Raw genomic sequence first — 12824 nt, forward strand, 5'->3', positions numbered from 1 at the left:
GGTTTAAACCTAATTAATTTAACCATTTTTAAAGTAGGTAGTACTGAAGTATCTATTAAATCCCTAATCAAACTAGTACTATCTTTAATGATAGTAATTTTTCTGGCTAGTACCCTAAAAAACTTTCTCAAACAACAGCTACTTCCCCAAATGGGGATTGATGAAGCTAATCAAGCAGTCATCGCTACAATCATCAGTTACGCATTTGGGATATTAGGCATTGTAATTGTTCTGAATAATAACTTTGAATTGGGGTCATTAGCCGTTATTGCTGGTGGCTTAGGGGTTGGAATTGGTTTTGGACTACAGGATATAACTAAAAACTTTATCAGTGGTGTGACATTACTATTAGAACGAACAATAAGAGTTGGTGATTTTATTGAATTTGATGGGTTATCCGGATATGTGAAAGAAGTCTCGATGCGGTCTACAATCATCCGCACAAGGGAGGGGGGAGATGTAGTAGTTCCTAACTCTCATTTGGTAGAAAAACGAATGCTTAACTGGACTTTTGATAGCTATAAAGCCCGTATACACATACCTGTAGGAGTTGCTTACGATAGTGATCCAGTATTAGTGACAGAAGTCCTGTTAAAATCTGCTTATTTAGAACCATCTGTCTTATCTGAGCCGACACCAAGAGTTCTTTTTAAAGGGTTTGGTGATAGTGCTTTAAACTTTGAACTTCGGGTATGGGTCAATCGAATTGATCAAGAACCTTTGATAAGAAGTTCTTTAAATTTTATTATTGAATATAATTTACGTCACCAGGGAATCTCAATTCCTTTTCCTCAAAGGGATTTTTGGCTGCGCAACCCTGAAGCCCTGATGGCTAGGGAGCTTCACAGCCAAAATCTTGAAACTGTTGAACAAACTATTGAAGAATCAAATCAGCAGTCGTTCAAAGTTAAAAAACCTAGACCTTTAGCCTTACGTGACTTACTGCGGCAGGTCGATTATTTTAAAAATTTTACTGAATTAGAACTAAGGCAATTAATTGAAATTGGATACCGAAAGCGCTTACGTCCCTCAGAGATGTTATTCCATGAAGGAGACCCTGGAGATGCGTTTTATATTATCCTAGCTGGTTCTGTCGAAGTCTTTGTAGAGAGGATTAACAAAACTCTCAATAATCTTCAGGCAGGTCAATTTTTTGGGGAACTTTCGTTAATGTTAGGCGTACCAAGAACAGCATCAGTTAGAGCATTAGAAGAGTCACTATTATTTGTAATTAGCAATAAAGGTTTTAAACAACTATTGCAGGACTATCCAGATCTATCGGAGATCATTGTCCAGGAATTAGGCAAGCATCAGGAAGAATTAGCTGAGCGACAAAAACAGATGCGGAAAATGGGTTTGTTGGATGCAGCAGAAGATGACAAAAATATTCTAGTTTGGGTTCGCAAGCGAGTCAAGAGGCTTTTTAGTCTTTAATAGCAGGATCAGTGTGTTGAGTATTGAGTGTTAAGTGTTGAGTGTTGACAGTATCATAGAATCAAATGTCAACATAAAACTATATAGCTTAGCCGTCACCAAACCTTATTTATGGCTAAACCGAAACCAATTCCAGCGATTACTCTGCCACCGGCTGCAAATCCTCAGCAGGAAGGTGAATGGTTACGAGAAACTCTTGCGCAATGGCTAGATCAAGAGTTTCTCCCAGAAGCAATTAATCAAACGATTGCACAACGCGCCGCCCAGATTTTCGTCCGTCAACGGATGGAAGGAGAAAATGATTTGGGTTCACTTGTGATTGCTATTGTTACAGAAATGCAGTCGTTTGACTTTCGAGAAAGTTTTTACGGGGAATTTGCGATCGCTAACGCTGTCAGTGACCTACTCTTACAAAGTCTTGGCATTGATCGCTGTTGTGGGCAGTAGACGTTTCAGGTTAAAGGTTTTAAGGTTGAAAGTTCCGAGAGGGTAATGCAAGGGCCCGTTGAAGCTCAATGCAGAGTGGCTATGCTCCTCTTCAGTAGGAAAACCCGAAGGGTAGACTACGGTAAGTCAGACAACCTGTAACCTGCAACCTGTAACCTGCAACCTGTAACCTGCAACCTAAAACCTGCAACCTAAAACCTGCAACCAATTAACCTACCAGCTTGATTTAACCACACCTGGCAATAGACCTTGGTGCGCCCATTCCCGCAAAACATGGCGAGATAGTCCAAAGTCTCGGTAGTAACCTCGAGGACGCCCTGTAACCCAACAACGGTTCCGCACACGGCAGGGGGCGCTGTTGCGGGGGAGCTGTTGTATTTTCCGGTGGATCTCTAACCTTTCTCGTTGAGTCGCAGCATTTTTAAACTCTTCCTTGAGCGCCTCACGCTTAGCTGCGTACTTTTCTACCATTTTTTTGCGCTTTTTTTCGCGCTCAATCATTGATTTTTTAGCCATTAATTCTCGAAACTCTATTCTTTAACAAGACACTGCCTTTTTATCTTATCCGATCGCCTTAATTAGTTTTACCGCTATTTGTTGTAGTAGTCGTTACCTCAGGTAGATCTGCACTGGCACATAAGTCCGCCAAAACACAAGCATCACAATCAGGTTTTCGGGCTTTACAAATTGCCCTACCATGATAGATCAGGCGAATCGACCAGTTTTCCCAATCCTGCTGGGGCAAAAGCCCCATTAAATCTCGCTCAATCCTGATGGGATCGTTGTGTTCTGTCAATCCTAAACGCTGACTGAGGCGCTTGACGTGAGTGTCTACAGTGACTCCCTGGTTAATACCATAGGCATGGGCAAGTACTACATTGGCGGTTTTACGAGCAACTCCAGGCAACTTGAGGAGTTTGTCCATTTGTTTCGGTACCTGACCACCGTATTCATTAACAATCATGCGGCAGGCACCTTGAATATTTTTCGCCTTATTACGATAAAAGCCAGTAGAGCGCACTAAAGTTTCCAAGACTTCTATATCAGCACTAGCGATCGCAACAGCATCAGGAAACTGGCCAAACAACCCTGGTGTTACCTGATTCACACGTTCATCAGTACATTGAGCTGAAAGAATGGTTGCCACCAGTAACTGTACTGGTGTTTCGTAATTCAGTGTACAGGTGGCTTCCGGATAGAGTCGCTTAAGGCGAATTAGAATTTCTAGGGATCGTTGCTGCTTGGCAGACGATTTACGGGTAATACTCATGGGTTGGAAGGTTGGAAGGTTGGAAGGTTGGAAGGTTGGAAGGTTGGAAGGTTGGAAGGTTGGAAGGTTGAAAGGTTGGAAGGTTGGAAGGTTGAAAGGTTGGAAGGTTGGAAGGTTGGAAGGTTCAATGTTGAGAAGATCTAGGATAAAACCCACAAGATAAACGTTCCCTAGGTCAAGAAATCTTTGAACGTCTAACCTGTAACCTGCAACCTATAACCGACAACCTATAACCGACAACCTATAACCTATAACCTACAACCTGTAACCTACAACCTGTAACCGCCAACCTGTAACCGGCAACCTGTAACCGGCAACCTATAACCGACAACCTGTAACCGGCAACCTGTAACCTATAACCTCTAACCTGCAACCTATAACCTCTAACCTCTAACAACCAAACACGGGTTACTGGAATAAGTTTTGTACCCAACCCAGGTTAGCTGTATCCCGAATAATCAAGAAGACACCTAAACCCAGAAGCAGCACTAGCCCAGTTTGCATAATATTCTGCTGTACTTCCATGGGCAAGGGCTTACCTCGAAGTCCTTCAATCAGTAAGAAAGCCAGCTGACCACCATCAAGGGCTGGTAGGGGCAAGATATTAATAATCGCTAGATTGATACTAATCAGAGCTGCAAACTGTAAAAGATTGACAGCGTTGGAACGAGCAATATCGGCTCCAATCGCCACAATTGCGACTGGACCTGACACTTGTTCCGCCGTTTCGCCAAAATTACTCAGTAGCTGACCAAAGCCTTGCAGGGTTAAGACTGTAATGCGTTGATATTCTTCGGCACCACGACTGAATACCTCCAGCAAACTACCAGCACGTTTACGCACTTCCTCTCCATTGGGAGACAGTTGTACACCAATTTTTCCTTTCCCATCTATCCCTGGTTCCGGAATCACCTTCAACAGTAGCGTTTGTTTTTGACGCTGAATCTGCATTTGAAGGGGCTGGTTGGGATGATTTTGAATCGCTTTCATCAGGAAAGTAATCCCTTCCGGGTTTGCTTCCAACCCTTGACCATCTACGGCGAGAATTATGTCTCTTGGTTTGATACCTGCTTCTGTAGCCACTAAACTGCTTTCTGGGGCAAGTTTAGGCACTACCACACCCGGTTGGTAGTTGAATTGGGAGATGCCAACCATTCCTACCTGAGCCACAAGCAGGAAGTAAGCAAAGACTAAGTTAGCAATGACACCAGCACTAATCACAATTGCCCGGTCTAGAATCGGTCGGTTGCGGAGCAAATTGGGATCATTGGGAGGAATCTCGCTATCGGGGTCATCATCAGGAAAACCCACAAACCCCCCTAGGGGAATCGCTCGCACTGCATACTCAGTTTCTGGACCCTGATATTTCCAGAGAATTGGACCAAAGCCAAGAGAAAAGCGATTGGCATAGATTCCTTGCAGACGAGCTGCCATAAAATGACCCAGCTCGTGAACAAGAATCAAGACTGCCAAAACTGCAATCGCCGCCAAAATTGACATATAAGTGAAGAATTTATTTAATGTAATGTTAACTTCATTTTTCTATTGTATAGGCATTGCAATTAGGCTCTAGGCTCTAGGCTCATGGTATTACAACAAATCGCGCCCCATATAAGGCTGTAGAGCCTCTGGTATCTTAACGGTTCCATCGGGTTGCTGATAATTTTCCAGAATGGCTGACATAGTACGCCCCACTGCCAATCCTGAGCCATTGAGAGTATGAACAAAGTTAGTGCCTTTTTTCCCGGACTCTTTGAAGCGAATCCTACCCCGCCGTGCCTGGAAATCAAAGCAATTAGAGCAACTGGAAATTTCCCGATATGTCCTTTGCGAAGGCAGCCAAACTTCTAGGTCATAGGTTGTAGCGGCTGAGAAACCTATATCCCCTGTACACAGTTCTACAGTCCGGTAGGGTAATTTCAAGGTTTCCAAGATCGCCTCAGCATTCTTAAGCAGCTTCTGATGCTCTTCGGAGGAGGTACTAGGCTCAACAATTTTCACTAGCTCAACTTTATTAAACTGGTGTAGTCGAATTAGACCCCGGGTATCCCGTCCATAGCTACCCGCTTCCCGGCGAAAGCAGGGGGTGAAGGCACACAGATTAATGGGAAGTTGGGATGCTTCAAGGATTTCGTCTCGGTAGAGATTGACCAATGGGACTTCTGCTGTTGGTGCTAACCACAAATCATCATCAGAGCACTTGAAGCTGTCCTCGGCAAACTTGGGCAACTGACCGGTAGCAGTTAGGGATTCACTGTTGATCAGTACCGGTGGCATCACTTCGGTATAGCCAGCAGCAATTTGCTGGTCAAGCATGAAGTTAATCAGTGCTCGTTCCAAAGCAGCACCAGCCCCGATCAATGTCACAAATCGACTCTGAGCGATTTTCACCCCTCGCTCAAAGTTAAGAATGCCGAGTTTTTCGCCAATTTCCCAATGGGGGAGAATCGGAAAATCCTTGGGAATGTACTCATCACCCCAGCGATGGATTTCCACATTTTCCGCTTCACTCTTGCCAATCGGTGTGGATTCCCAGGGCAAGTTGGGCAGGGATAGCAAGAGGGTGTTCAGCTGGTCTTTTAGGTCTTTTTCCTGGGGTTCCAGTTCGCTCAACTTAGTTTTGATTTGGTTACCCTCTTCCTTGAGCGACTGAATTTCTGGGCTTTGTGGAGGACTACCCGATTTGATTTTTTGACCAATCAGCTTACCAATTTCATTACTACGAGCCTGCAACTGGGTGCGGGATGTTTCCAGCTCCCGCTGACGCTGATTCAGTTCCAGAATAGGTTGTAGGTCATATTGATTGACACTACGTCGGTCGAGTAGTTCTTGAACCTTTTGTGGATTTTCCCGAATTTGCTTTAGGTCAAGCACGAGTTTTCTCTAATAAAATGGCGCGATCGCATGATCGGTACTCATCTGAGCAACATGGATCTAACTTCACCAATTTGCCACAGTTTTCTTGCCAACGGCAATTAACTTCTCCTGGGAGTCGGGTGTCGGGTGTCGGGTGTCGGGTGTCAGGTATGTTCCCTACCGACTGACTCGATTAAATAGCCACAGGGAAATGGCTATGCCAACAAAATTAGCAAAAATAGTGTTGATGTTTGCCTGTACAACAAACAGGTCTATCGGTGGAACATCATTACAAGCCAACCCAACTGAATTTTGTTGCTCAGCTAGAGCTAGGGCTACAAGGCTGCCTATGACTGCAAATGAGCCAATGATGGTCAATAACATTCCTACTAAACTGACAATCAAGCCCAGCCTAATCGTTTGAAGGGTTTGAGCTTTGCTTGGTATCTCTGACCCATTGGCAGCTAGGAGCCGACTAGCGATTCCAGTGTAACGGTAGGCAAAATAAATACCTATACCTAAAGCCACTAGTCCACAAACTACGAAAAAAAGACCGAAGCCGATTCCTTGACCCGCTTGATTGTCAGGTTGAGGGGTGGCAAGGGTAAACCCTGCAAACACTAAAATCAGGGTAGAAATCACCCCTAGGATTAACTGAGTCCAGAAGGAAATCCAACCGAATCTGCGCAGCGTTAGGGCAATTTTTTGACGAGCTGGTGGGATGGAAGTGTCAGATATTTCTCGCATGGGGGCTGTGTCCCTTGAGTAATCACTTTTGAACCGCCTACCACGCGCTCCACAACGCGAAAAGACGTAGGGCTAATCTTGGGCTGGAAGCTAAACACCCTTGTGGTCGGTCGGGGAGGGTCAGCAACCAACGACTTTATTGTGACAAGGATTGATGACACTCGCAATTGATCCCCAGCTAAATCCCAGATAAAGCGCTGAGGGACTTCTTGTGGGAACCGTTAATTTTCTACAAAACCTGCCTGAATCGGTCGTATGTGAGATAATCCACATTAATGGTTTATTTTTGTGTTATACCAACCCCCACTTATACCAACCCCCACAAAGATTGCTAGATATTAATCCCTCCATCCCCCCATCCTTCCATCCTCGATCATTGTCTCTAGCTCCCATCATTGTCTTGTCTTCCTTCCCGATGTTCCCCTTGATAGTCGGAAGTTTAGGATTAGGGTTTCGAGCAATTATTAAAGTTGATCTTTACTTTTTAGGTGTGTTAAGTCCAAAATTCATTAAACTTTCATCAAATTAGGGAGGTATTTAAACCCTACGCCAGAGATTTTTAAGTTATAAAGTGTGATAGCGATGTACCTATACAGGTTAGTCGTTTAAATAAAACTCACTGCAAAACGCGCGTGAATTTCCCAGGGTGCCTCCAACCATGAGTATTTGCCAGAAAACCCTCTAATCCCATGTAGAAGAACTGGGAATTCCAACTATATATGCAGATGAAATTCGAAGATATCTATAGCTTTTTCCAAGATCCTCCACCCAACTATCTCAATAAAGAATTAGCCGTATGCTATGTGCTATCGGTGTTGTTGCAAGGAGAATCTTATGGAACACAACTGATCCAACAACTGGAACAAGAATACCCCACCTATCGACTTTCAGATACTGTCCTCTACAGTGCACTGAAGTTTCTTGAAGAAAAACAGGCAATTTCAGCCTACTGGCAAAAAGTAGAAGGAAGAGGACGCCCACGCAGGATGTATCAAATCTGCCCAGAGTGGCAGGAGAAAGCTATAGAACTTGCCAGTTTTTGGCATGACTATATGGCTGAGGAAACAGTTGGGAAAATTCAGTCAAGGACTCCCTGCCACCAGTCTGTTGTTGAGTCAGTTAGGTAGGGAAGTAGCAATTTTTTCCAGGGTGCTTTCCCGTAAAAACCCTGGTGGCATAACAGAAGTCAGGTGATGCATTGTCTTACCCAGATGTGGATTCAGCTGAATTCAGGGGGTGCTAGCTGCTAGCCATCTACCCATACCAGCATCTTACAGCCTCTAGCTAGTGGGTACGGAGTAGCTTTACCTGATCAAAGCGTGTCTAATAAATTGTAAAGTAGTAGCAAAGGATGTGTATTTTTACAGTTAATATTCAGTGAATACAACTATTCTTGCTTCTACACTTTGGCTAACCCTTTTATTGGCAGTAGGTTTGTTTTTCTTTATTCGAGCCTCTGTCAAAGACCGAATACAACAAGTCAAGTTAGCTTCCCCAGAAACAGAAGAATCGCTTCTAAACCAGTTGAAGCAATATTTTTATCAAAGAGCCTACCAGGTGGCGGCGGTGGATGCTGCCACTAATCAAGTCACGTTCCAGGGGATAGTCCGACCGAGTTGGTTTATGGCTATCTTTTTAACCGTCCTAGCTGCCTGCGGTATACTCTGCTTATCCCTAGTGCTATCTATTTTGTTTCCGACTTTGACTAAGGTCTTTTTGGGGCTAGTGGCACTAGCTCCCGCTGCAGGGGTTTTTTATTGGAAAAAAGCTGAGCGACTCGAACAGGTATCTCTAAAATTAGAATCAGCGTCTACCCAAGCCCCTGGAGATCAAGGCGCTGCGGAGCAATGTTTGGTTATAGTCACTGGCCATCGCGATGAATTAATACAACTTCAACAGTCTCTCAAACTAAAACCCTTGTCGTAAGCAAGCAGGGTTTGACATCTTCCCACACTATAACCAGAATAGGTAAATAAACCCAAGATACTTAGCCCTCCTCAAGCCTTAGAGTTTGAGGAGGGCTAAGTAAAAGCACTTTCAATAAAAATTACCAGTAAGGTTTCAGCGGCTACGAGCGGCAACCCCTACCTTCTTTAAGGGAGAGTTGATTAATCGCAAACTGGGAAACAGAAAATGATTTTCTTCCACATATTGGGCACCGAAGAGCCCTTTTTCTGCCCAAAAATAACGGTCTGTGGTATGCTCGTTACGTTTGACCAGTAGTAGGGCAGGTGGAACTATCCCTTGTGATCGAATGTATGCGCGTGCTGCTGTAACCGGTTTATACTCGCCACTTTCTAGATTGTACTGAGGTACATGCTCAAGTATCTTGCGCCCTTCTTGGCGGCGGCGACTCTTACGCTTACGTCTTCTTGCCAACCTTTTTACCTCCTCTTTTTGCTGGCAATTGTAAAGATAGTTACAAAAGCCGTCGAAATTATATCGACTCTTTCGAGAAATATCAAGCTCTTGTCATAGAACTAAACAACCAGGCTGAAACCTTTGACACCAATACGTTAGGGGATTTTACGTTTCCTGATTACCTCCGGAAAGTTAATACAAAAATTTAATAAATTTAATAAAAATTAAATATAATTATAAAAAATAGCCTTAAACTCATCTCACAATTACACTGATCAGGTGATGGGGTGATGGGGTGATGGGATGATAGGCCAACGGATGTAACAGATATTTGTCAGAGGTCTAATGACTGATGACTAAAGGTCAGTAAAGCATAATAGTCAATTGTTTAAGGGGTTCGACATTATAGAAGTAAAGCTGATAGTGGCTTAACTTCCAGTAGGATTAACCCAGATCACTCATCTATTGCTCATGTTCACTCGCGTCAGTTCAGAATTTGTCTCCCTGTGTCGAAACCAAGTGGCTTTATTAACCCAAGGACTGGGAGCAGCTAGTGGTGCTGTATATTTAACGGAAGAATTCGTTGAGGGCAATCAGGCAAAGCTAATTCCTGTGGTAGTTTATCCGGAAACAAGTACCGTGCGGGATATGAGTGATCCTGACTGGGTTTTGCCACAGAAAATAGGTGAGATTGATCAGATTCCTCGATTATCCAGCAGCTTACCTCGGCTACTGCCTCAGGGAAATAACCAAGAGCAAGATTTGGGTTCAACCTCTTTTGTAGGATCTGAAAATTCTCTGCAGCAGCAGCACCAAATCGTTTTACCTCTAATCCATGAAGGGATAGTGATGGGATTATTGGTGAGTGTTCGTGATGATAGACCTTGGAATCACACAGAACAGGCAAGTGTAGAACGCATTGCTAGAACCTTAGCGATCGCATATGTCATAGAACAGCGTCAAGGTTGGTTTGAGCAGCAGTTGACTCAGCAAAGACGTCTACAGGCCAAACAACGGGATATGCTTGATGATCTGCTGCATCAATTTCGTAATCCCCTGATGGCGTTACGAACCTTTGGTAAGCTATTGCTGAAGCGACTGGTCCCAGGAGATAAAAACTATCCAGTGGCTTCGAGCATTATACGAGAAAGCGATCGCTTACAGGAGTTGCTGCAACAGTTTGATGCTTGCCTGGACATGAACCAAACCGATACAGCATCCCTCACGTTACCTGTAGCTACAGCTGAGGCTTCTTCATCCCCAGAATCAGATGATCTTGGGGAGATTTACCCAACTAGTCACTCCGAACCACACTCCACCCTAGGGGAATTTCCCCTACTGACGGACAAAACTCTTCCGTTGGAACCATTTGCGGTCAAGGATGTCTTAGAACCCTTGCTGATATCTGCTGACGCTATTACTCAAGAGGCTAATTTGGAGTTGCATTGCTCTATTGCCCCTAACTTACCTTTGGTGAAAGGGAATCCTAAGGCTTTACGGGAAGTCTTGAGTAATTTGATTGACAATGCTTTGAAGTATACCCGAGCTGGGGGAAAAATTGATATCCAAGTTGCTGTTGGACAATGGCTTTCACATGGTGATGCCATAGCGATCGCAATTAGTGATACTGGTCCAGGTATTGCTCCAGAAGACTTAGACCATCTGTTTGAGCGGCATTATCGGGGAGTTCAAGCTAATGGTCCTATCCCTGGCACTGGTTTAGGATTAGCGATCGCAAAAGAACTCATGGCATACATGCAGGGTGATATTGAAGTGTTGAGTCCTGCCAAACTACTATCGACTGAGGAAAATGGGGAATTATCCATTAGTCATGGTCAAGATAACTCAAGGATTGGAACAACCTTTATCGTTTGGTTGACTTACGCTTAGTAGCCCTAAGTAGATATAGCGTTTATCATAGCTATGAGGTACACATTATTTTTTACCTCTTCCCTCTTCCCTGCTCCCTGCTCGCTGCTCCCTGCTCCCTAAAACCCAGAGATTTGTACTTCATGGGTATAAGACTTGCTATAGTTGTTGTTGACCGTTGAGAGGTTGTCTGTCATTTGTTAATCTATCATCCTCTCAACAGTTAACTCTCCACATCTCTAGTTACCGACTGCTAATTACCAAGTCAGAGTCGATGGTAAGCTGTAAGTCGGTTTCTGGTTCAACCACAAATAGGTCAACACTGGTGCTACCGAATAAACGTTTGCCGATATTTAAAGCGATACCAGAACTAACTCCAATCAAGATTTCTTCTGTAGCGATCGCACGGTCACCGGTAACGGCAGAGATAGCAGCGGCGGCAGCGGTACCAACTGCTGCATCTTTTAGGATACTGCCTGGATTGCTACCCTTGCGAATGGTTTCAGTGGTGGTAATTTCCTCAGAGGTGGCATTAAAGGATAGGGTTTCACCATTGATCAACAGCTGCTGAGCTACAAACTGAGCTCCCTTTTCTGTAGCACGCAGTTCGCCAACCACTTCACTACCAGCAGGAATCAGCAACTTGCCCTCATCAGCAGTGGTAATGTTTAGATCCACTGTCAGGGTTAGGGGAATAGTTTCCTCTTGGGCGAGCAGAATTTTATCTTTTTTGTACTTAACCGGAATAGAAGTACCTGCAGGAATTGTAAAGGCTACAGGTGCTGGATTGGGATCGATAATGTATTGGGAGCTAATCACTGGGGCTTGTTCTGTTGCCACCAGCGCTTGGTACATAAAAGCTGCAACTTCTGCACGAGTTGCATTCCGAGTCGGATTGAGAAAGGCAACGTTAGGATAATTAACCACCAAACGATTTTCTGTAGCAGCAGCGATGGGAGCACGGGCAAAGTTAGAAATTTGGCTGCTGTCACGGTAGAAACTGACCAGTTCTGAGGTAGAACCGCTGGAAGAGAAATTCAGTCCATTAGAAAGGGCAACTAAAACTTGTTCACGGGGAATATTTTGTTCAGGTCTAAAGATATTACCAGGATAACCACTTAGAAATCCGGTTTGGTAGGCTTCCTGAATGGCAGGATTTGCCCAGTAGTTGGAAGCAACATCCACGAAACTGTTGCCACCGCGAATGGCGGGTTTATTGAAATCTTGATTTGCTTTACGCAGCATTGCCGCAAACTGAGCGCGGGTCACTGGTGCATTTGGTCTGAAGGAGCCATCAGGAAATCCGGCAATAATACCGCGCTGGGACAATTCCCCAATAAACTCACTTGCCCAGTAGTTGGATGAAACATCGATAAAGTTAGTGCTTTGGGCAAAGGAGGGAGCAGGTGCCACTAGGGGAGCCATGGTGGTGGCGGTGAGTCCAAGGGCTAAAACAGCAGCAGTTCCTGATTGAAAATGATTTAGGTTAAGCATGGAAGGCATTCTCTTAAATTAATGTGTTCTTAAGTAAATAGAACCAATCAGATGCTAGATGTTCCTAGGTTCAATAAAATTGTTTTTTTTGCTAAAAATAAGCATAAAAAACCAGATTATGCCTGTTTAATAGCAATCATTTCGGCACAATCTGAGTAATTTGACGCTAGTAACATTCCATGAGTTGCCAACCACTTGCCAGATCAAAAATTGTCACATTAGCCCAAGGGGGTGGGGTGACCTCACAGGGGTAGGTTTTTAACAAAGACGTCAGGTGTGGGGTGTGGGGTGTGGGGTGTGGGGTGTGGGGTGTGGCTCACAGGGGTAGGTTTTTTACATTTGGGTA

12 protein-coding genes are annotated in these 12824 nt (G+C 44.3%); 5 read left to right on the plus strand and 7 right to left on the minus strand.

Translation table 11 applies throughout. The features are described from left to right. Both AC4II3_RS26080 and AC4II3_RS26085 read left to right on the plus strand, forming a co-directional pair. The coding region (locus AC4II3_RS26080) for a cyclic nucleotide-binding domain-containing protein (RefSeq protein WP_490722929.1) at window positions 1-1434 on the plus strand (1434 nt) is incomplete at its 5' end. 111 nt (window positions 1435-1545) lie between these two features. Beyond that, window positions 1546-1881, plus strand: a complete 336-nt coding sequence (locus AC4II3_RS26085; protein ID WP_070392829.1) for a DUF8822 family protein — start codon at window positions 1546-1548, stop codon at window positions 1879-1881. A gap of 213 nt (window positions 1882-2094) precedes the next feature. Here the strand turns inward: AC4II3_RS26085 and rpsN are convergent, their stop codons facing one another. From rpsN to AC4II3_RS26110, 5 genes are all read right to left on the minus strand, one after another. Next, window positions 2095-2397 (minus strand): 30S ribosomal protein S14, encoded by a 303-nt coding sequence (gene rpsN / locus AC4II3_RS26090; RefSeq protein WP_008178551.1) that lies wholly within the window; start codon window positions 2395-2397, stop codon window positions 2095-2097. Window positions 2398-2455: 58 nt separating this feature from the next. Further along, entirely contained in the window at window positions 2456-3151 is a 696-nt protein-coding gene (nth, locus tag AC4II3_RS26095; protein ID WP_488014484.1) for an endonuclease III, read from the minus strand. A 408-nt stretch (window positions 3152-3559) separates the two neighbouring features. Next, window positions 3560-4651 carry an RIP metalloprotease RseP gene (rseP, locus tag AC4II3_RS26100; protein ID WP_488014482.1) on the minus strand — a complete coding sequence of 364 codons (1092 nt, stop codon included), beginning with the start codon at window positions 4649-4651 and terminating at the stop codon, window positions 3560-3562. Between the two features lie 90 nt (window positions 4652-4741). Then, window positions 4742-6025: a serine--tRNA ligase gene (gene serS, locus AC4II3_RS26105; RefSeq protein ID WP_488014480.1), complete on the minus strand. Its 1284-nt coding sequence runs from the start codon at window positions 6023-6025 to the stop codon at window positions 4742-4744. Between the two features lie 159 nt (window positions 6026-6184). Next, window positions 6185-6754 carry a DUF3611 family protein gene (locus AC4II3_RS26110; protein ID WP_488014479.1) on the minus strand — a complete coding sequence of 190 codons (570 nt, stop codon included), beginning with the start codon at window positions 6752-6754 and terminating at the stop codon, window positions 6185-6187. Between the two features lie 725 nt (window positions 6755-7479). Between AC4II3_RS26110 and AC4II3_RS26115 the strand changes: the two genes are divergently transcribed. Further along, window positions 7480-7881 (plus strand): PadR family transcriptional regulator, encoded by a 402-nt coding sequence (locus tag AC4II3_RS26115; protein WP_070396653.1) that lies wholly within the window; start codon window positions 7480-7482, stop codon window positions 7879-7881. A 250-nt stretch (window positions 7882-8131) separates the two neighbouring features. Then, complete coding sequence (locus tag AC4II3_RS26120) at window positions 8132-8680, plus strand: cofactor assembly of complex C subunit B (protein ID WP_488014477.1); 549 nt, start codon at window positions 8132-8134, stop codon at window positions 8678-8680. Between the two features lie 135 nt (window positions 8681-8815). On the opposite strand, the gene AC4II3_RS26125 is transcribed toward AC4II3_RS26120, so the two are convergent. Next, window positions 8816-9133 carry a DUF3155 domain-containing protein gene (locus AC4II3_RS26125; RefSeq protein WP_008178570.1) on the minus strand — a complete coding sequence of 106 codons (318 nt, stop codon included), beginning with the start codon at window positions 9131-9133 and terminating at the stop codon, window positions 8816-8818. A 453-nt stretch (window positions 9134-9586) separates the two neighbouring features. Here AC4II3_RS26125 and AC4II3_RS26130 point away from each other — a divergent pair, with 453 nt between their 5' ends. Next, on the plus strand, window positions 9587-11005 hold the full coding sequence (locus AC4II3_RS26130) for a sensor histidine kinase (RefSeq protein WP_488016760.1): 1419 nt from the start codon (window positions 9587-9589) through the stop codon (window positions 11003-11005). Window positions 11006-11227: 222 nt separating this feature from the next. Here AC4II3_RS26130 and AC4II3_RS26135 read toward each other — a convergent pair whose 3' ends face one another. Then, on the minus strand, window positions 11228-12478 hold the full coding sequence (locus AC4II3_RS26135) for an S-layer homology domain-containing protein (RefSeq protein WP_488016762.1): 1251 nt from the start codon (window positions 12476-12478) through the stop codon (window positions 11228-11230). Between the last annotated feature and the right edge of the window lie 346 nt (window positions 12479-12824).

It is taken from the genome of Moorena sp. (assembly GCF_982860115.1).